Raw genomic sequence first — 20,074 nt, 5'->3', positions numbered from 1 at the left:
CGAGGACCGATGCGACGCCGTTACGCTCACTCCGCCGGCAGGGCGGCCGGTCCGGTGGAAGGGGTGCCAGCCGCCACGGCATGGTGCGGCTCGAAGGTCAGGAAGCGGCGCCGCAGCGAGGGACCGAGGCGCTTCTCCAACCCGTCCGCCAGGCTGAAGGCCGCCGGGACGATCAGCAGGGTCAGGGCCGTCGACAGGACCAGGCCGCCGATCACGACGACACCCATCGGCGCCCGCCAGGCTCCGTCACCCCCCAGCGAGATCGCCGTGGGGATCATGCCGGCGGTCATCGCCACGGTGGTCATCACGATCGGCACCGCGCGCTTGTGACCGGCTTCGATGATGGCATCGAACTTGTCACGGCCCATCGCCATTTCCTCGATCGCGAAATCAATCAGCAGGATCGAGTTCTTGGCGACGATACCCAGCAGCATCAGGATGCCGATGTAGACCGGCATCGACAGCGGCTGGCCGACGAAGGCCAGCAGCAGCAGGCCCCCCAGCGGCGCCAGGAACAGCGAGCCCATGTTGACCAGCGGGGACACGAACCGGCGGTACAGCAGGACCAGCACTGAAAACACCAGCAGGATGCCCGCGACCACGGCGGTGAGCACGCTGGAAATCATTTCCTGCTGCCAGCGGTCCTCGCCGAAAGCCTTGTTGGTGACGCCGGCGGGCAGGTTCCGCATGATCGGCAGCTGGTTGATCGCTTCGGTCGCCTGGCTCTTGACCACGCCGGGCGGAAGATCGGCGCCGATGAAGACGCGGCGCTGCTGATCGTAACGCTGGACGCTGGTCGGCCCCGAACCGAAGCCGATCTCGGCCACGCGCGAGAGCGGAACCATGCCGCCACTGGCGGTGGGCACCGGCAGGTTGGCGATGTTCGACAGGTCGCGGCGGGCCTCGACCGGCATGCGCACCCGGATCGGCACCTGGCGATCGGACAGCGAGAACTTCGCCGCGTTCTGGTCGATCTCGCCCTGGGTGGCGATGCGGATCGCCTGGCTGAGCGCCTGGGTGCTCACTCCAAGGCTGGCCGCAAGATCGAGCCGGGGCTTGATGATCACCTCGGGCCGGCGCAGGTCCGCGCTGATGCGCGGCGCAACAACCTGCTTGAGCCCCTTCATCTGTTCGACCAGCTCGGTGGCGGTGCGTTCGAGCAGGACCGGATCGGTTCCGGCCAGCATGATCGAGATCGGCCGGCCACTGCCACCGCCCCCGCCGCCGCCATTCATCGACTGGAAGGTGACCCGGGCATCGGGGAAGCGCTGCAGGATCGGGGTCAGCCGCCGGGTGAACTGCTGCGCGGTCTCGTCGCGGTCCTTGTTGAGATTGACGAACAGGCGCGAGTTGCCTTCGGACATCCGTTCGAGCACCGATTCGACCTGCGGCTGCTTGCGCAGGAAGGCCGAAATCTCGCCCGAGACATCGGCGGTCTGCTGCAGCGTGGTGCCCGGGACCATCTCGATCTTGGCCATCAGGAAATCGTTGTTGCTGTCCGGGAAGAACTGACCCGGCAGAACCATGAACATGACCACGGTCAGCAGGAGCGAGCCGAGCGCGACCCCGACCATGCCGATGCGGTGATCGCGCAGCCGCGCCTTGATCCGCCGGCCCAGCGTGAGCCGGCCCGCCGCATCGCGGTGTGCGGCGCGATAGGCATCGGCCTTGCTGGTATCGAGCGACCAGTGGAGGATCGCCAGGTAGCGGTCCATGGCCCGGCCGCCGGCGTGCTCGGCCTGGCCGTGCGACTTGAGGAAGTAGGCCGCGACCATCGGCGTGATCATGCGCGCGACGGCGAGGCTCATCAGCACCGAGATGACGACGGTGAGACCGAAATTCTTGAAGAACTGGCCCGAGACGCCGGGCATCAGCCCGACCGGCAGGAACACCGCGACGATCGAGAAGGTGGTCGCGACCACGGCCAGGCCGATCTCGTCGGCCGCGTCGATCGCCGCCTGGTAGGCGGTCTTGCCCATGCGCATGTGCCGGACGATATTCTCGATCTCGACGATCGCATCGTCGACCAGCACGCCCGCGACCAGCCCCAGCGCGAGCAGGGACATCATGTTGAGCGTGAAATCGAGCATGCCGATGAACCAGAAGGTCGGGATCGCGGATAGCGGGATGGCGATCGCTGCGATCACGGTGGCCCGCCAGTCGCGCAGGAAGAAGAACACCACGATGACCGCCAGCACCGCCCCTTCGACCATGGCCGACATCGAGCTTTCGTACTGCTTGCGGGTGTAATCGACGCTGGTGAACAGCGTCTTGAAGTGAATGCCGGGCGTGTCCTTCTCGATCTGGTCGAGCGCCTTGACCGTCTCGTCATAGACCGACAGGTCGGATTCGCCGCGCGCCCGGCTGATCCCGAAGGTCACCACTTCGCGCCCGTTCATCCGCCCGCGCGAGGTGATCTCGCCGAAGGCATCGCTGACCTTGGCGATGTCGGCCAGCTTGGCCATGCGCCCGCCGCCGAGGGAAATTTCGGTCTGGCTGAGCTGGAAGGCGGTGCGGGCATTGCCCAGCACGCGGACCGACTGGCGCGACCCGGCGATCTCGGCCCGGCCGCCAGCGGCATTGGTGTTGAGCTGGCGCAGCGCCGCGTTGACCTGGGCTGCGGTGACCCCGATCGCTTGCATCCGGGCCGGATCGAGCGTCACCAGGATCTCGCGGTTGACGCCGCCGCCACGATTGACCGAGGCCATGCCGGGAATGGCCAGCAGCCGCTTGGCAACCCGGTCGTCGACAAACCACGACAGTTGCTCGAGCGTCATGTCATCGGCCGCGACCGCGAAATAGGCGATCGGGTCCGACGAGGTTTGCGCCTTGATCACCTGCGGCTCGAGAATGCCATCGGGCAGATCGCCGCGGACCTGGTCGACCGCGTTCTTGACCTCGTTCACCGCGGCGTTGATGTCCTCACCGATCTGGAACTCGACCACGGTCTGGCTCGAGCCCTCGGTCGCGGTCGAGCTGATCGAGCTGACCCCGGCGATCGAGCGCACCGCGGATTCGACCCGCTGGGTGATCTGGGTCTCGATCTCGGACGGGGCGGCACCGGGTTGCGCGACGGTGACGATCACCATCGGGAACTCGATGTCCGGCATGTTCTGCACTTCCATCCGGCTGAAGCTGACCAGTCCGGCCAGCATCAACCCGATGAACAGAACGATCGGCACCACCGGGTTGCGGATCGACCAGGCGGAAATGTTGCGAAAGTTCATGGTGCGCGCCCTGTTTCGATCAACGTTTCGATCAACCCGGCAGCTTGGCCGCGGTGTTTAGCTGCGGCTTGACCGTTTCGCCCGGCTGGAGGAACCCGCCGGCGCGGAGCACCACGCGTTCGGTTCCGTTCAGCCCTTCGACCACGGCGATCCCGTCGCCGGTGACGAGGCCGGTCTTGACCGGGCGGCGCACCACCTTGTTGTCGCGGCCGACCACATAGACGTAGCTGCCGGCATTGTCGGACAGGATCGCGCTTTCCGGAAGCTTGGGCGCGACCACCGTGCCGGCGCGGATCACCACGCTGGCGAAGCCGCCGGGGCGCAGTTCCGGGGAATAGGCCAGCGCCACGCGGGCCGTGCCCTGACGGGTCGTCGGATCGATGACCGGGGAAATCTGCCAGACCTCACCGGTGAACGACTTGCTCGACCCGACCGGGGTGACACTGGCTGCGACGCCCGGCGAAAGGGCCGCGAGATCGGTTTCCGAGAGCCGGGCCTGCACTTCGAGCTCGCCGCCGCGGGCCAGCCGGAACAGCACGCCGCTGCCGCCGCCGACCACCTGGCCGCGTTCGACCCGGCGCTCGAGCACCAGACCGTCCGAGGGGGCCACGATGTTGAGCCGGGCCGCCTGGGCCTGGAGCTGCCCGAGGGTGGCGCGCGCGACGTTGACCCGGGCGAGCGCGCTGTCGCGCGTGGCGGTCAGCCGGTCGATGTCCGCCCGGGAGATGAAGCCGCGTTCGACCAGCTTGAGCGCGCGATCGAGATTGGCCTGGGCCAGGCGGGCATCGGCCTGGGCAACCTGGACCTGCGCGGCCTGGCTGGCCTGCTGCTGGATCTGGACCGAACGGTCGATCACGGCCAGGATCTGGCCCTTGCGCACCCAGTCGCCCGCCTCGACCCGCACTTCGGCGACCTGCCCGCCCTCGCCGACGGAACCCACCGGCTCCTCGCGTCGTGCGGCCAGGGTGCCGGTGGCGTTGATCTCGCCGGCGATCGTCGCCCGGCCGGGCACGACGACCGTCACGGTCGCGGCCTGCTGCACAGCCCCGGCCTTGGCCGCCGGGACATCGTTGCGATGCACGAAGAACCACAGCGCCACCAGCAGCACCGCGGTGACGGCGAGAATGATCCAGACCCGCCGGCCCGAGGCCCGGTCTTCCGCCGTGACGTACAGCTCGTCGGTGTCGTCCGGAGCCGGCACGGCGCTCGGGGTCATGATCCTGGCCTCATAATTCATGGTGCAGCGGTCCCGCAGGCAAGGCGCCAAGCGGCGCCAAACTGTATTACATTAGCAAGTCACCCGCCGCAATGGGCATTGATCAGCGCCCGGCGGGAGACGGTTCATCCGCCGAGATAGTGTGCGGGCCGGGGCTAGGCAATGAGCCGTTGGGACGCATCGGGTGCTTGGGGCGCCCACTGCGGCCATCGCGCCACGGTTGCCGCCGACACGCGAACGGCCGGACCATGGGGTCCGGCCGTCGCCCGGGATGCCTGCGCCTGGCCGGGCCGGCGCCCGGGGTCAGTACTTCAGTTGGCGCTCGTAGAGATCGCGGTAATGCTGGATGCGGGTCACGCGCAGGCCCTGCATCCCCGACCGGTCCACCGCGCGCTGCCACGAGGCGAATTCCTCAAGGGTCAGGCCATAACGCTCGCAGGCTTCCTCGATGGACAGGAGGCCGCCGTTGACGGCCGCCACGACTTCGGCCTTGCGCCGGACGACCCAGCGGGTGGTGCTGGGCGGCGGAAGCGAATCCAGGGTCAGCGGCTCACCAAGCGGGCCGATCACCATCGCGGGACGAATATTCTGGTTCTCGATCATGCTAGTCCTCGGTCGCCGCATGTGGGGGCACGGCGACTGGTCCGTTGATGGCGCAAGGCGCTTTGATATTGGCCCAATAAACAGGGTTAACGACGGGTCCGGGGCGGCATGCCGAAAGCACGGATTCGCCGGCCGAGGCAAAGCCGCCGACCGCCACGGGCACGGCCATGTCGCGATTCAGGGTGCGGTGCAGGGCATGGATCGCGGCAAAGCGGGCGCGCAGCGATGACCAGTCCGGATGGCGCAGGGGCGCGGGTTCGGCGGCCGCGATCGCGGTCGCGGCCCCATCGGCGACGAGCGCGGCATCACCCGCCCGCACAGCCCCGGGGCGTGCCCGCCACGCGGCGGCGTCGGCCGCCGGCCAGTCCTTGTCGAAGTCATAGCCCATCTGCATGAGCCGGTACTTACGCCAGGGGTGGTCAAGGGAAGGTAAAGACCCCCTTTACGGAACGGAGAGAGAGATTAACGGGAATCCGCGCGGGCCATTTTGGCATTTCGGCCCGCCGCGTGTAGGACGCCGGGCATGGCCTCCTTCCCTTCTGCCCTGCCCATCCCTCCAGCCGCCCTGGCCGGGATCGCGTCCTGGCCGGACCTGTTCCAGTTGCCCGGACACCCCGACGGCTCGCTGGCCGGGCGGCGGATCGTGGTCGCCATGTCGGGCGGCGTCGACAGCTCGGTGGTGGCGGCGCTGGCCGCCGCGAGTGGCGCCGAGGTGATCGGAATCACCTTGCAGCTGTACGATCACGGTGCCGCCACCGGGCGCAAGGGCGCCTGCTGCGCGGGCGACGATATCCGCGATGCGCGCAAGGTGGCGGACCGTCTGGGCATCGCGCACTATGTGTTCGACCATGCCAGCAGCTTCCGCGAGGAGGTGGTCGAACGCTTCGCCGACGATTACCTGGCGGGGCGCACCCCGATCCCCTGCATCCGCTGCAACATGGGGCCCAAGTTCACCGACCTGCTGGGCATGGCGCGCGAGCTCGGCGCCGATGCCCTGGCCACCGGCCACTATGTGCGACGCCTGCCCGGAGAGGCCGGTGCCGAGCTGCACCGGGCGCTCGATCCCGCGCGCGACCAGAGCTATTTCCTTTACGCCACGACCGAGGCCCAGCTCGATTTCCTGCGCTTTCCGCTGGGCGGCCTGCCCAAGACCGCGGTGCGGCAGATCGCCGAGGCGGCCGGGCTGGCGGTCGCCGCCAAGCCCGACAGCCAGGACATCTGCTTCGTGCCCGATGGCGACTATGCCAAGGTGGTCCGGGCGGTGCGGCCCGATGCCGAGGCCGACGGCGAGATCGTCCATGCCCAGAGCGGCGACGTGCTGGGACGGCATCGCGGCGTGATCCACTACACCGTGGGCCAAAGGCGCGGGCTGGAGATCGGTGGACAGCCCGAGCCGCTCTACGTCACCGGAATCGACGCCGCGACCCGCCGGGTGCTGGTCGGGCCCCGTCGGCTGCTGGCGGTCGGAGCGGCGCGGATCGGGGAAACCAACCGGATCGGGCCTCTGCCCACGGACGGTGACGGCTGCGACGCCCCGGTGCTCCATGCCAAGGTCCGTTCGCTGGCCAAACCGGTGCCGGTCCGGCTGGAGGGCGTGCCGGGCGAGGGCCGCGCCGTGACGATCCGCTTCGCCGAGCCGGAATATGGTGTCGCCCCGGGCCAGGCGGCGGTGCTGTACAGCGGCGACCGGGTGATCGGCGGCGGCTGGATCGAAGCGACCGAACCGGCCTGATCGCCCCGGGCCCCCTTGCCCCGCGTCGACCGGGCGTCAGTCGGCCCAGCGATCGAGCTGGCAGCCCCACCCTTCGCGATAAGTGGCGCTCTCGCGGACGAGCAGGGCAAAGCGCGCGGTCACGCGGCGCGACGCCTCGTCGGCGCTGAGCGTGACGAGCCCCATCCCCGGTTCGAAGTCCTTGCGGCAATCTCCGAGCGGCCGGCCAGCCACGAACCGGCACGAACAGGCCACCCGCGCCCCATAGGCCGCTCCGGTGCGCGCGGTGGCGAGCAGCGGCCGGGCATACCACGCGACCATTGCCGCCAGGACCAGCAACAGCACGGCGGCCGTCCGTTTGCCACGGGACAGGCGGCGGGGCTGGAGGGTGGCGGCGGGGATCGGGCGTCGCGGTGTTGCCATTGCCCCCCATTCTTCGCATGACGGCACCCGCCATGTCGACCCCGCCCCTCCCGCAACGCCTGTCGGGCCCGCCCCCTGGCGGTCACCCTCCCCGCCGATCGGCCGTGTCGCGCCGACTCGCGCTGGGCCTCGCGGTGGGGCTGGCGGCCGGCCTGGCCGGGGCTCTGGCCGGATGCGGCGGCGGTGATTCGGGGCCTGCCCCGCTCAGCGAGGCGGCGCTGGCGGCGGTCGTCCCTGCCCCGGGCGTGCCCCGCAAGGATCTGGCCCGCGCCATCGACGGGCTGTTCGACCCCGCCGCCGGCGAAACCCGCGCGGTTGTCGTCCTGTCGGGCGGACGGATCGTGGCCGAACGCTATGGCCCGGGATTCGGCCCCGAGACCCGGCTGATCGGCTGGTCGATGTCGAAAAGCGTCACCGGCGTGCTGATCGGGCTGCTGGTTTCCGACGGGCGGCTGCGGCTGGATGAGAGCGTGCCGGTGCCCGCCTGGCAGCGCAGCGGCGATGCCCGGGGCGAGATCACGCTGCGGCAACTGCTGCAGATGCGTTCGGGCCTGCGCCACACCGAGGGCGGATCCCCGGTCTGGCGCGCCGACGAGGTGCGGATGCTGTTCCTGGACGGGCGCGACGACATGGCCGGCTATGCCGAGGCCCAGCCGCTCGAGGCTGAGCCCGGCAGCCGCTTCGAATATTCCAGCGCGACCAGCGTGATCCTGTCGGACCTCGCCGCCCGCGCCCTGACCGACAGTCCGGATCCGGAAACCCGCCGCCGCACCGTGGCCGACTATCTGCACACCCGCCTGTTCGAGCCCGCCGGGATGCGCTCGATGCGGGCCGAGTTCGATTCCGCCGGCACGCTGATCGGATCGAGCATGGTGTTCGGCACCGCGCGCGACTGGGGTCGCTTCGGCGAGTTCCTGCGCAATGGCGGGGCGGTGCGGGGCGCCCAGGTGCTGCCGCGTGGCTGGATCGAGTTCATGACCAGCTCCTCGCCGCGCAACCCCGGCTACGGCGCGCAGCTCTGGCTCAATCGCCCGCAGGCCGACGGCTCGGTGGTCCTGCTGCCCGGGCGCGCCCCGGCCGATGCCTTCGCCTGCGTCGGCCACCTTGGCCAGTATGTGCTGGTGTCCCCGCGGCAGCGCCTGACGATCGTCCGGCTGGGCCACAGCGACGAGACGCAGCGCAAGCGCGTGCTGGACAGCATGGCGGACATCACCGCGCTGTTCCCCAGGCGCTGACCCGGACCCTGCCGCCCGCCCGGCCTCAGCCGGCCTCGACGATGTCCTGCGCGGTGAGTTCGGGGCGCGCGGCCAGCCCCTTGTCGACGTGGCCTTCGGGATCGGGATGGATCAGGATCTCGATGCCGGGAAACTCGGCGAGGATCTTGGCCTCGATCTGATCCATCACATCGTGCGCGGCCGCGACGGTCATGTTGCCATCGACCCACACGTGGAACTGGACGAAATCGCGGTTGCCCGCGGTGCGGGTGCGCAGATCGTGCACCCCGCGCAGCTCGGGATGGCGGGCCAGCACCTCGATGAAGCGATGCTTCTTCTCCTCGGGCCATTCGCGATCCATCAACTGCTCGATCGCCTCCTGCGAGGCGCCCCAGGCACCCCAGGCGAGCCAGCCGGCAATGGCCAGGCCGAACAGCGGATCGGCCCCGGAAAAGCCCAGCCACTGATCCAGGCTGAGCGCCGCGATCACCGCCAGGTTGAGCAGCAGATCGGACTGGTAGTGGACGTGGTCGGTCGAGATCGCCAGGCTGTTGGTGCGACGGATCACGTGGCGCTGCCAGGCCAGCAGGGCAAGGGTGGCACCCATCGCGATGGCCGAGACGATGATCCCGTCCTGCGCGGCCTCGGTCCGCCCGCCGGCGATCAGTTGCTGCAACGCCCGCGCCGCCAGCCCGAGCGCCGAGATCGAGATCAGCACGACCTGGAACATCGCCGCGATCGCCTCGGCCTTGCCGTGACCGAAGCGGTGGTGGTGATCGTCCGGCTGGGCCGCGACCCAGACCCCGGCGAGGGTGGCGATGCTCGCGATCAGATCGAGCCCGGTGTCGGCCAGGCTGCCCAGCATCGCGGTCGACCCGGTCGACCAGGCCGCCCAGGCCTTCATCCCGAGCAGGAGCACGGCCACCGCGATCGAGGCGAGGGCGGCACTGCGGTTGAGCGCGGCGGCAGAGCTGTCGGGACCGGCCATGGGCAACCTCAGGGATAGAGCAGGGTGCTGGCCCAGCCATCGGGCGCGGCCGGATCGCGGACATAGCGGCGCCGGTCGTGCAGGCGGTGTTCGCGGTCCTGCCAGAATTCGATCGCGCGCGGCGCCAGCCGGAAGCCGAACCAGTGCGCCGGCCGTTCGACCGGCCCTGCCGCGAAGCGCGCCTCGGCCGCGGCGAAGCGCGCGGTGAAGGTGTCGCGCGAATCGAGCGGCGCCGACTGGTCCGAGGCCACGGCCCCCAATTGGCTGTCGCGCGAACGGCTGGCGAAATAGGCGTCGGCCTCGGCCTCGCTCACCCGCTCGACCGGGCCCTCGATGCGGATCTGGCGGCGCAGCGATTTCCAGTGGAACAGCAGCGCCGCGTTGGGATTGGCGAGCAGCTCGCCGCCCTTGCGGCTGCGCGAATTGGTGTAGAACACGAAACCGTCGGGGCCGTGGCCCTTGAGCAGAACCATGCGGACCGAGGGGATGCCATCGGGCGTGGCCGTGGCCAGGGCCATGGCGTTCGAATCGTTGGGCTCGGTCCCGCGCGCTTCGCGATACCAGGCATCGAAGAGGGCAAAGGGATCGCCATGGGGCAGGGCGGTCGCCGCAGCGGCAGTGGTCACGGGAAATTCCTGTCGAGGTTCAAGAGTCTGGCGGCCTGGGCGCGTCATAGACCCGGCGGAGAGCCAGGGGAAGGGCGCGGGCGGGCGCGGGACGAACGGGCAAGCCGCCCTGGCGCCTGCCCGCCACCCGGACCGGCTGGCGCGGGCGTGCCGGGCTGGCGATCGGCCTGGCCCTGTCCGTTTCCCTTGTGCCGGGCGGGCCGCGCTCCTAGCTAGGCAGGATGGCAGATCCATACGCGACCCTGGGGGTGGCTCGCGGCGCGAGCGAGAAGGACATCAAGTCCGCTTATCGCAAGCTCGCCAAGGAGCTTCACCCCGACCGGAACACGGACAACCCGAAGGCGGCCGAGCGCTTCAGCGAGGTGACCCGAGCCTATGACCTCCTGTCCGACAAGGACAAGCGGGCGCGGTTCGATCGCGGCGAAATCGACATGGACGGGAACCCGGCCAATCCGTTCGGCGCCGGATTCGGAGGCGGGGGATTCGGCGGGGGAGGCCAGCGCGGCTTCCGCCATGAGGGCTTTGGTGGTGGCGGGCCCGAGGGTGTCGACATTTCCGACCTGTTCGAAGGGCTGTTCGGAGGCGGACGGAAAGGCGGTGGCGGTGGTCCCTTCGGCGGACAGCGCGCGGCCCCCAAGGGTGCGACAGTGCAGTACCGCCTGCAGGTCTCGCTGACCGATGCCGCCCTGCTGGCCCCGCAGCGCATCACCCTGTCCGACGGCAAGACGATCGACCTGAAGCTGCCCGCCGGGGTGGAGGATGGCACCCAGATGCGCCTCGCTGGGAAGGGTGAGCCGGGCCCGGGCGGCAACGGCGACGCCCTGGTGACGATCGTCCTGCAGCCCCACCCGTTCTTCCGGCGCGACGGCGACAACCTCAAGCTGGATCTGCCGGTGACCCTGGACGAGGCGCTGGGCGGGGCCAAGGTCAAGGTTCCGACCGCGGACGGCGCCGTGATGCTGACGCTCGCCCCGGGGACCAGCTCGGGCAAGACGCTGCGCCTGAAGGGCAAGGGCATGACCCGCAAGGACGGGTCCCGCGGGGACCAGCTGGTGCGGGTGCAGATCGATCTGCCTCAGGCCGACTCGGCGGAGCATGCGGAACTGGCGCGAAGGCTGGCGGGTTGGCAGGACACCCGCAATCCGCGGCAGAAATTCGGGCACTGAACCGCCAGCGCCGCGCGCGTGGGGGCCGGACAGCAAAGGGGGCACGCCATGGAGGAACGCCCGATCGGGGGGCCGGACTCCCCCGCACCCGCCCTATCCGCGCCCGACCTGTCGCCCGAGGCGCGCCGCCGCGACGCCCTGCGGCGCCAGCACGGAGAGGGCGGCGAGGGTGGTCCGACCGGGCGGATGGCACGCGACCTGCGCCCCGGAGCGCGGGTCCGTGCGGTGATCGCCCGGGTGGTGACCGGCGTATGGAACGACGGCTTCATCCACGCCGGCAACCTGGCCTACATGGCCGTGGTCGCGCTGTTTCCGTTCTTCATCACCGCCGCGGCGATCTTCTCGGCACTGGGCGAACGGGGTGAGCGCGCGGCGATGATCAACGCCTTCCTGCTGGCCGTGCCGCCGGCCGTGGCCCGGGCCATCGCCCCCGTCGCCCGTGACGTGGTCGAGGCGCGGACCGGCTGGCTGTTGTGGGTTGGCGGGCTGGTCGGGCTGTGGACCGTGGGCAGCCTGATCGAAACGATCCGCGACGTGCTGCGGCGCGCCTATGGCACCCGCCCCACTCACGCGTTCTGGCGCTATCGCCTGGTCTCCACCGGGATCATCATCGGCGCGGTGATCCTGCTGCTGCTCTCGCTGATCGCGCAGGTGCTGATCGGCGCGGTCCAGCAGGCGATCCTCGCCTGGATCCCGCGGCTGGCCCCCCTGACCGAGGCCATGGCGCTGTCCCGCCTGATCCCGGCCGCCGTCCTGTTCGCATCGCTGTACCTGCTGTTCCTGTCGCTGACCCCGGCCGCCTACCGCGGTCCGCGCTATCCGAAATGGCCCGGCGCCCTGTTCGTCACCGGCTGGTGGGTGGCGGTCACGGTCTCGCTGCCCTGGGCGCTGCGCAGCCTGCTGCACTACGATGCGACCTACGGCAGCCTCGCCGGGATCATGATCACGCTTTTCTTTTTCTGGCTGGTCGGCTTAGGGATGGTATTCGGCGCCGAACTGAATGCCGCGCTGGCCGAACCGCCGGAGGAGCGCGACATGGTCGGACAGGACGACAACCGCGCCCAAGAGGGTGGCCAGCGACCGGTGGTCGCGACGCCAGGGCGCCGGAATGAGGGTGGAGATTAGACGCATGACCGGACTGATGGCGGGCAAGCGCGGGCTCATCATGGGCCTGGCGAACGACAAGTCGCTGGCCTGGGGAATCGCCCAGCAGTTGCACGCGCATGGCGCGGAGCTGGCCTTTTCGTACCAGGGCGAGGCGCTGGAGAAGCGGGTCCGTCCACTGGCCGCGAGCCTGGGCAGCGATTTCCTGATCGATTGCGACGTGTCCGACATGGCCGCGCTCGACGCCGCCTTCGACCAGCTCAAGGCGCGCTGGGACACGATCGACTTCGTGGTCCACGCCATCGGCTATTCCGACAAGACCCAGTTGCGCGGCAAGTTCTACGACACGACGCTCGACAACTTCCTGATGACGATGAACATCTCCGCCTACAGCCTGGTCGCCGTGACCAAGCGCGCGGTCGCAATGATGCCGAACGGCGGATCGATCCTGACGCTGACCTATTACGGCGCCGAGAAGGTCGTGCCGCACTACAACGTGATGGGCGTGGCCAAGGCCGCGCTGGAGGCGAGCGTGCGCTATCTCGCCAACGACTGCGGGCCTTCGGGAATCCGCGTCAACGGCATTTCGGCGGGCCCGATCAAGACCCTGGCCGCAAGCGGGATCGGCGATTTCCGCTACATCCTGAAGTGGAACGAGCTGAACTCGCCGCTGCGCCGCAATGTCACCATCGAGGACGTCGGCGGATCGGGGCTCTACTTCCTGTCCGACCTGTCCTCGGGCGTCACCGGCGAGATTCACCACGTCGACGCCGGGTATCACACCGTCGGCATGAAGCAGGAAGACGCGCCGGACATCGCGCTGGGGTGAGGGGATGGTGGCACTGCCGCCCCCGCACCCACGTCCCGTCATCCTGAACTCGTTTCAGGATCCATGGCGCCGCTACGGGCAGTTCGTCGAATAGCGGGGGGCAATGCCGAGCTTTTTCCGCGCGGCCTGAGCTCACCGCGCGATGGATCCTGAAACAAGTTCAGGATGACGAAGAAACTGTCGGCAGCGCGGCCGGTCGGAGCAGGCCTTCACCCCGCCCTCAGACCTCAGCCCTCAGCCCACCGCCTTCAGCTTCGGCGTCGGCGCGGCCGCACCCGCAGCGGGCTGGTCCGGCCAGATGCCGCGCGTGTCATAGACGATCTTGCCGGCGCGTTCCGACAGCGGGATCGACTTGAACAGGTCATGATCGACCAGCACGATCAGGATGTCGCAGGTTTCCAGCGCCGTATCGATGTCGATCAGCGCGACCGGGGTGTCCTTGTATTCCAGCGGCAGGGCGCTGACGAAGGGTTCGACGATGGCGATCCGGTCGGCATAGCGACGCGCCAGGGTCGAGGCGACCAGCCGCGCCGGGCTTTCGCGGAAATCGTCGATGTTGGCCTTGAACGCCAGGCCGAGGCAGGCGACCCGCGCGCCGGGATGGGCGGCGATCAGCGCATCGGCCTGGGCGATCACGTGATGGATCTTGGTGTCGTTGACCCCGCGCGCGGTGCGGATCAGCGGGGTGTCCTCCGGCGCGGAGTGGACGATGAACCACGGATCGACCGCGATGCAATGCCCGCCCACGCCCGGACCGGGCGACAGGATGTTGACCCGGGGGTGGCGGTTGGCGAGACGGATCACCTCCCACACGTCGAGCCCCATGCGGTCGGCCACGATCGACAGCTCGTTGGCGAAGGCGATGTTGACGTCGCGATAGGCGTTCTCGACCAGCTTGGTCATCTCGGCCGAGCGCGCATCGGTGGTCACGCAGGTGCCGCGCACGAACAGCTTGTAGAAGGCCAGCGCCTTGCGCGCGCAGCGCGGGGTGACGCCGCCGATCGAACGGTCGTTGTTGGCCAGCTCCTCGAGGATCCGGCCCGGCAGGACCCGCTCGGGGCAATAGGCGAAAGACACGTCGGGCGTGTCGCCGACCAGTCCGGGGAACTTCAGATCGGGCCGCAGGCTCGCCATCAGGTCGCGCAGCTGCTCGGTCGTGCCGACCGGCGAGGTCGATTCGAGGATCACCGTGTCACCGGCCTTGAGCACCGGGGCGACCGACCGGCCGGCTTCGAGCACATAGGACAGGTCGGGGGCATGATCGTGGTCGAACGGGGTCGGCACCGCGATCACGAAGACATCGGCGGGTTCCACCGTGGTGGATGCGGTCAGCAGCCCGCGCGCGACGACGCCGTGGACCAGGCCGTCGAGATCGACCTCCTCGATATGGATTTCACCCCGGTTGATCGTGTCGACAACCGCCTGGGACACGTCGACGCCGCGGACCCGGCACCCGGCGCGGGCGACGATGGCAGCGGTGGGAAGACCGATATAGCCCAGCCCGACGACACAGACCTCAGGCTTCTTGTCCAACTTCATGCGCGATCAGCTCCACGATACGGGCCGAGGAGTGGCCGTCGCCGAACGGATTGTGGGCGCAGGCCATGGCCTCGTAGGCGGCCTTATCGTCGAGCAGGGTGAACAATTCGGTAACGATGCGGTCCTCGTCGGTGCCGACCAGCCGCGCGGTTCCGGCCGCGACACCTTCGGGCCGCTCGGTCGTCTCGCGCATCACCAGCACCGGCTTGCCGAGCGCGGGCGCCTCTTCCTGGACCCCGCCCGAATCGGTCAGCATGATCTCCGCCAGGCCCAGCAGCCGCGCGAAATGCGGGTAGTCGAGCGGTTCGATCAGCGCGACGTTGTCCAGCCCGGCCAGGGCCCCGTCCATCACCGCGCGGACATTGGGATTGGGATGGACCGGGAAGATCACCGCCACATCGGGCCGCGCGGCGATGCGCCGCACCGCGCGGGCAATGGCTTCCAGCCCGCCGCCGAAGTTCTCGCGCCGATGGCTGGTCACGCCGATGATCCGCTTGCCCGCAAACCGCGCCTCCAGCCCGGCCAACCCGGCGACCAGCCCGGGATCGGCCGCGATCCGCGCAGTGACCCAGTGCAGCGCGTCGATCACCGTGTTGCCGGTGACATGGACCCGTTCGGGCGCGACGTTCTCGCGCCTCAGGGCTTCGGCCGCAGTTTCGGTCGGCGCGAAGTGGAGGCTGGCCATGGTGCCGATGATCTTGCGGTTGACCTCCTCGGGCCAGGGATGGTGGATGTCGCCCGAGCGCAGCCCCGCCTCGACATGGTCGACCGGGAGCTTGCGGTAGTAGGCGGCCAGCGCCCCGGCCATGGCCGTGGCCGTATCGCCCTGGACGATCACCCGGGCCGGCCGCACCGCATCCATCACCTGCCCGAGACCGGTCAGCAGCGCCGCCGTCAGCCCGTCGAGGGTCTGCCCGGGCTGCATCAGGTCCAGATCATGGTCAGGGGTGATTCCCGCGATGTCGAGCACCTGGTCCAGCATGCCGCGATGCTGCGCCGAAACGCAGACCACCGGTTCGAGCCGCGGATCGGCCTGCAGCGCGGCGACGACGGGGAACAGCTTGATCGCTTCGGGCCGGGTGCCGAAGATGACGAGAATGCGGGCGGGAGAGGCAGTCATGCGCCCGCGTCTAGCACGCGCGGGTTAAGGAGTTGATGGCTGCGCGGGAGCCGGATGCGGCAGCGGGATGCGGCCACCGCACCGCGATCAGTGGTGCGGGTCGTGGCCGGCAGCGGGGGTCTGGGCGGCCGGATCGTTGGCGGCCCGCTGGCGCGCCTCGAAATCCTTTTCGATCTGTTCGACCCGGGCCTGGGTCGCGGCCGCCTCGGCATCGACCGTGGCCGCGCGCTTGGCCCGTTCGTCTTCGATCATCTTGGCGAAGTTGACGTCGGTCGCGCCCTTCTTCTCGGCATAGGCGTTGCGGATCAGCCTCTGGGTGCAGCCCAGCGCGCCCCCGGGCCCGACCGGCGAGCACGAGTTGATCCCGTCGCGTCCGACCGTTTCATAGGCCAGCACACGCTGCGCCCAGGCCTCGCTCTTGGTGGAAGGCGTTTCACGCAACGGAGCCGGAATGCGGAAGCGTTCGGCCTCGGCCTTGCGCGCACAGACCGTGATCTCATCGCCCTTGGGCGCAGGGCAAACGTCATCGCCGTAAATGATGATCGTGTTGATCCGCTCGCCGTTCGATCCCGGCGAATCCTGCGCCGCGGCGGGCACCGCGGCGGCGAGGCCGAGCGTGGCGAGAATCAGCGTGGCAGAACGGCGCATCGGTACGGCTCCCAGGTTCATGGCTTGCCTATAGGGCCTAGAACCCTTGAACGATAGATGAAGCGGGTTGCTGGCGTGTTGCCGGCGCGTTGCGCCCCAAGGCGCCGGAACGCCGCGTCAGATCCGTTCCGACAGGCGGATCGCCAGGCGGCAGCCCAGCCGGATCGCTCCGCTCAGCAGCGGATAGGCCGGGGCCCGTTCCGCCCCCGCGGCGATCGCGGCATCGTGGTGCTCACGCTCATCGTCGCGGAACTTGTGGACGATCGCGGCGAGCTCGGGATCGCTGTCGCCCAGCTGCTCGAGCTGCTCGGTGTAATGCTGGTCGATTTCGGTCTCGATCGCCGCGGTGCAGGCCATCGCCGCCTCGGGCCCGATCAGGGCCGTGGCCGCCCCCAGCGCGAAGCCCGCGATCGACCACAAGGGCTGCAGCGCGGTCGGCCGCACGCCGCGTTCGGCCAGCAGCGCATCGAAGCGGGCGCGGTGTTCGGCCTCCTGCGCAGCCATGGCGGCGATCTCGGCGGCATGCGGCGCGCGGTTGCCCATCACCGCCAGTTGTCCGGCATAGATCCGGATCGCCCCGTATTCACCGGCCTGATCGACTCTCAGCATGCGGGCGGTGGCGGATTCGGCCATGACGATCAGGTCCTTGCGCTACGGACGAGCAGGGCGGCAAGCGCAAGCGCGCCGCCGGTCGAGAACAGGAAGTTGAACCCGGCGAGCGAGATCCCCAGCAGGGTCCATTGCGCCTGGTCGCAGCGGACCAGCGGCGCATCGAGGATCGACTGCAGCGCGTCCCCGCCGGGGGTGGCCGTGGAGGTGCAGTGCGTGATGCCCTCCCACCAGTGATACTCCACCCCGGCGTGATAGCCGCCGATCAGGCCCGAGACGGCAATCGCCAGCGCCGCCAGGCCCACCGGCCAGCGCGCCGAGGGCACGGCAAAGCCGACCCCGGCGAGAACGATCGCGGCGAAATGGGGATAGCGCTGCCACCAGCACATCTCGCAAGGGTAGAGCCCGAAGCCGTATTGCGACAGGTAAGCCCCGCCGAGCAGGGCGGCGGGCAGCAGCAGGACGAGCAGGCGGGCGAGGCGCAGCGCGGCGGGTCCGGTCGGCAGCATGGGCGGGTCCTAGCGTGCCTTGGGCCGCGCCGGAGCCGCGGCGGCCATGGCGGCGCCGCCGGTGCGCTTGATCGTGTTCAGGGCATACCAGAGCTGGAAATCGTCGATCCCCTTGGCCTTGAGCTCGTCCGGGGTCATCTTGAAGCGGGGATCGTCCTGCTTGTCATCCTCGAGCTTCTTGTCATCCAGATCGACCTCGTTGACCAGGTGCCCGCGCAGGTCGCTTTCGCGGAAGGCGAGCTGCGAGCGCTTGCGGGCGTCGGGATCGGAAATCTGCGGCACGCGGATATCGGGATCGATCCCGCCTTCCTGCACCGAACGGCCCGAGGGCGTGTAGTAGCGCGCGGTGGTGAACTTGACCGCATGGGTCTTGTCGAGGCGAATCAGCGACTGGACCGAACCCTTGCCGAAGCTGCGTTCGCCCATCACGAGCGCGCGGTGCTGATCCTGCAGCGCACCGGCGACGATTTCCGAGGCCGAGGCCGAGCCGGCATCGATCAGGACGATCACCGGAAGCCCGGCCGCGGCATCGCCCTTGAACACCGATTCGGCGCGGTAATACTCGTTCTCGGCCGCCACCCGGCCGCGTTGCGACACGATGTCGCCCTTGGTCAGGAACAGGTCGGACAAGGCCACCGCCTCGTCCAGCGAGCCGCCGGGGTTCTGCCGCAGATCGAGCACCACCCCGGTCAGCTTGCCCCCTGCCTGCCGCCGCAGCGTGGCGATCGCCTGGTTCACGTAGTTGCCGACATCGGCGGAGAACTGGTTGACCGAGATCACGGCGACCCCGTCGCTCAGCTTGGAGGTGACCGGTTCGAGGCTGATCTCGCCGCGCTGCACCGTCAGGTCGAAGGGCTGGTCGCGCCCGGGGCGGAAGATGGTCAGGCGGATCCGGGTTCCGGCCGGACCGCGCATGCGCGCCACGGCGTCATCCAGATCGAGCCCGTAGATCAGCTTGCCGTCGAGGTGGGTGATGTAGTCGCCCGCCTTGATCCCGGCCGCCTCGCCCGGGCTGCCGCGCATCGGCGAGACCACCTTGACCGCGCCGTCATCCCCGACGACCGACAGGCCCAGGCCGGAATACTTGCCGTCGATCATCGTATCCAGCCGCTGCAGGCTGGACCCTTCGAGATAGCTCGAATGGGGATCGAGGCTGGCCAGCATGCCGTCGATCGCGCCCTTGATCAGCTTGTCGTCGCTCACCGGCTCGACATAGTTGGCCTTGACCAACTGGTAGATCGTGAACAGCCGGCCGAATTCGGGGCTGGCCTGGGCATCGACCGCGGCCAGCCCGGCTGTGGCCACCGGCAGCAGGGCAATCGCCGAAAGGAGCAGTCCGGCCTTGGCCAAGGGACGAAAACGGAGGGCGGGCGTCATGATCGGGAATGGGCCTTTGGCGCAGTTTCGGGACGGTTCTATACCCCCCGCGCGGTGAACGCCAGATGGCCCAGGGTTCGCATCGACCGGTCAGGGTAGCGCAGCCTCGCCGGACGCCCAGCCCGCGCACCGTTCAGGGATGGGCGACGTCGAGCGGATTGACCGGCTGGCCCCGCTGGCGCAGCTCGAGCGCGACGATCGGCCGCCCCGGCCCGGTGGTGCCGATCGGCGAGCCGGCAAGGACCTCGGCCCCGACATTGATGCTGAGCTGCCCCAGCCCGGTGACCAGGCTGGTCCAGCCGCCGCCATGATCGATGATCACGATCTGGCCGAAGCCGCGGTAGGGACCGGCGAAGGCCACGCGCCCCGGGCCCGGGGCGACCGCCTGGGCGCCGGCGCGGGCGGCCAGGGCCACCCCGCGCGAGACCGGCGCACCCGGGCGCGCCTCGCCGAAGCCGGCGACCAGCCGGCCCTGGACCGGAAAGACGAAATCCGGCCTCGCCGCCGCGACCGGGGCGAGACCGGCGGCGGGTTCAACCGGCGCGGGGCGTGCATCGCCCGGACGGGCCGGGCGGATGACCGGGCCGGGCAGGGCGGCGAGCTGTTCGCGCAATTGTCCGGCCTGGCCGAGGGCATCGCTGAGCGCCCCGAGATCGCGCACCTGTTCGGCCAGGGCCAGGGCCCGTTCGCTCTCGCGGTCGGCGATCCCGGCCGATTGGCGGGCTGCCAGCCGCTGGCGGGTTTCCAGCGCGGCCAGCTCGGCGCGGCGGGCGGTCAGATCGCGCTGCTCCTGCCGCAGCCGGCCGATCGCGGCATCGGCCGCGGCGCGCAGCGCCCGGCGGCGGTCGAGCTCGGCGCGAACGCCCGCCGTGCGGCGCGACACCTCGGGCAGCATGGTGGTGAGCATGGCGCGCAGGTGCATGGTGTCGCGCACCGATCCGGGGCGGAACAGCGAGAACACCAGCGGTCGCCGGGCGAGGCGTTGCAGCGCGCCGGTCAGGCGGACCAGCGGCCGCTGCTGTTCGGCCAGCCGGGCGCGCAGCGCGGCCCGCTGGCGATCGATCAGCGCGATCGCCACCTGCTGGGCGGCGACTCCGGCCTCGGCCTGCTGGATCCGCGCCGCCGCCGCGGCCGCCTGCGCGGCGCTGCGCTCGGCGGCCTGCCC

General features: G+C 69.8%; 19 protein-coding genes. 5 read left to right on the top strand and 14 right to left on the bottom strand.

Annotation, left to right across the window (positions count from 1 at the left end; translation table 11 throughout):
- Positions 1-26: 26 nt before the first annotated feature.
- From H7F49_RS08680 to H7F49_RS08665, 4 genes are all read right to left on the bottom strand, one after another.
- Positions 27-3,227 carry an efflux RND transporter permease subunit gene (locus tag H7F49_RS08680; RefSeq protein WP_185683200.1) on the bottom strand — a complete coding sequence of 1,067 codons (3,201 nt, stop codon included), beginning with the start codon at positions 3,225-3,227 and terminating at the stop codon, positions 27-29.
- Between the two features lie 31 nt (positions 3,228-3,258).
- Entirely contained in the window at positions 3,259-4,464 is a 1,206-nt protein-coding gene (locus H7F49_RS08675; RefSeq protein ID WP_185683199.1) for an efflux RND transporter periplasmic adaptor subunit, read from the bottom strand.
- A 282-nt stretch (positions 4,465-4,746) separates the two neighbouring features.
- On the bottom strand, positions 4,747-5,046 hold the full coding sequence (sciP, locus tag H7F49_RS08670; protein ID WP_185683198.1) for a CtrA inhibitor SciP: 300 nt from the start codon (positions 5,044-5,046) through the stop codon (positions 4,747-4,749).
- Between the two features lies 1 nt (position 5,047).
- Positions 5,048-5,434 (bottom strand): hypothetical protein, encoded by a 387-nt coding sequence (locus H7F49_RS08665; RefSeq protein WP_185683197.1) that lies wholly within the window; start codon positions 5,432-5,434, stop codon positions 5,048-5,050.
- A 135-nt stretch (positions 5,435-5,569) separates the two neighbouring features.
- Here H7F49_RS08665 and mnmA point away from each other — a divergent pair, with 135 nt between their 5' ends.
- A complete protein-coding gene (gene mnmA / locus H7F49_RS08660) occupies positions 5,570-6,778 on the top strand; it encodes a tRNA 2-thiouridine(34) synthase MnmA (protein ID WP_185683196.1) in 1,209 nt (402 codons plus the stop codon).
- A gap of 36 nt (positions 6,779-6,814) precedes the next feature.
- Here the strand turns inward: mnmA and H7F49_RS08655 are convergent, their stop codons facing one another.
- A complete protein-coding gene (locus H7F49_RS08655; protein ID WP_328806622.1) occupies positions 6,815-7,102 on the bottom strand; it encodes a hypothetical protein in 288 nt (95 codons plus the stop codon).
- A 182-nt stretch (positions 7,103-7,284) separates the two neighbouring features.
- On the opposite strand from H7F49_RS08655, the gene H7F49_RS08650 reads away from it, so the two are divergent.
- Positions 7,285-8,415 (top strand): serine hydrolase domain-containing protein, encoded by a 1,131-nt coding sequence (locus H7F49_RS08650; protein ID WP_328806621.1) that lies wholly within the window; start codon positions 7,285-7,287, stop codon positions 8,413-8,415.
- 25 nt (positions 8,416-8,440) lie between these two features.
- Here the strand turns inward: H7F49_RS08650 and H7F49_RS08645 are convergent, their stop codons facing one another.
- On the bottom strand, positions 8,441-9,382 hold the full coding sequence (locus H7F49_RS08645; protein ID WP_185683193.1) for a cation diffusion facilitator family transporter: 942 nt from the start codon (positions 9,380-9,382) through the stop codon (positions 8,441-8,443).
- An 8-nt stretch (positions 9,383-9,390) separates the two neighbouring features.
- Entirely contained in the window at positions 9,391-10,008 is a 618-nt protein-coding gene (gene pdxH / locus H7F49_RS08640) for a pyridoxamine 5'-phosphate oxidase (protein ID WP_328806620.1), read from the bottom strand.
- 221 nt (positions 10,009-10,229) lie between these two features.
- Here pdxH and H7F49_RS08635 point away from each other — a divergent pair, with 221 nt between their 5' ends.
- From H7F49_RS08635 to fabI, 3 genes are read left to right on the top strand one after another with little or no spacing between them, the layout of a single operon-like run.
- On the top strand, positions 10,230-11,174 hold the full coding sequence (locus tag H7F49_RS08635) for a DnaJ C-terminal domain-containing protein (protein WP_185683191.1): 945 nt from the start codon (positions 10,230-10,232) through the stop codon (positions 11,172-11,174).
- A 48-nt stretch (positions 11,175-11,222) separates the two neighbouring features.
- Positions 11,223-12,299, top strand: a complete 1,077-nt coding sequence (locus H7F49_RS08630) for a YihY/virulence factor BrkB family protein (protein ID WP_185683190.1) — start codon at positions 11,223-11,225, stop codon at positions 12,297-12,299.
- 4 nt (positions 12,300-12,303) lie between these two features.
- Complete coding sequence (fabI, locus tag H7F49_RS08625) at positions 12,304-13,107, top strand: enoyl-ACP reductase FabI (protein ID WP_185683189.1); 804 nt, start codon at positions 12,304-12,306, stop codon at positions 13,105-13,107.
- A gap of 234 nt (positions 13,108-13,341) precedes the next feature.
- Here fabI and wecC read toward each other — a convergent pair whose 3' ends face one another.
- The 7 genes from wecC to H7F49_RS08590 form a co-directional block, all read right to left on the bottom strand.
- Positions 13,342-14,646, bottom strand: a complete 1,305-nt coding sequence (gene wecC / locus H7F49_RS08620; RefSeq protein WP_185683188.1) for a UDP-N-acetyl-D-mannosamine dehydrogenase — start codon at positions 14,644-14,646, stop codon at positions 13,342-13,344.
- Complete coding sequence (gene wecB, locus H7F49_RS08615) at positions 14,624-15,766, bottom strand: non-hydrolyzing UDP-N-acetylglucosamine 2-epimerase (protein ID WP_185683187.1); 1,143 nt, start codon at positions 15,764-15,766, stop codon at positions 14,624-14,626. The genes wecC and wecB overlap by 23 nt, the downstream gene beginning before the upstream one ends.
- A gap of 87 nt (positions 15,767-15,853) precedes the next feature.
- On the bottom strand, positions 15,854-16,414 hold the full coding sequence (locus H7F49_RS08610) for a hypothetical protein (RefSeq protein ID WP_185683186.1): 561 nt from the start codon (positions 16,412-16,414) through the stop codon (positions 15,854-15,856).
- Between the two features lie 117 nt (positions 16,415-16,531).
- Complete coding sequence (locus H7F49_RS08605) at positions 16,532-17,047, bottom strand: demethoxyubiquinone hydroxylase family protein (RefSeq protein WP_185683185.1); 516 nt, start codon at positions 17,045-17,047, stop codon at positions 16,532-16,534.
- Positions 17,048-17,052: 5 nt separating this feature from the next.
- A complete protein-coding gene (locus tag H7F49_RS08600; RefSeq protein ID WP_185683184.1) occupies positions 17,053-17,532 on the bottom strand; it encodes a disulfide bond formation protein B in 480 nt (159 codons plus the stop codon).
- Between the two features lie 9 nt (positions 17,533-17,541).
- Entirely contained in the window at positions 17,542-18,909 is a 1,368-nt protein-coding gene (locus tag H7F49_RS08595) for a S41 family peptidase (RefSeq protein ID WP_185683183.1), read from the bottom strand.
- 133 nt (positions 18,910-19,042) lie between these two features.
- Positions 19,043-20,074: murein hydrolase activator EnvC family protein (locus H7F49_RS08590; protein WP_185683182.1), on the bottom strand; the 1,032-nt coding region annotated here is incomplete at its 5' end.

Source organism: Novosphingobium aerophilum, assembly GCF_014230305.1.
Taxonomy (GTDB): Bacteria; Pseudomonadota; Alphaproteobacteria; order Sphingomonadales; family Sphingomonadaceae; genus Novosphingobium; species Novosphingobium aerophilum.
The sequence above is the reverse complement of the archived record's forward strand: the minus strand, read 5'-3'. Positions and strand labels throughout refer to the sequence as shown.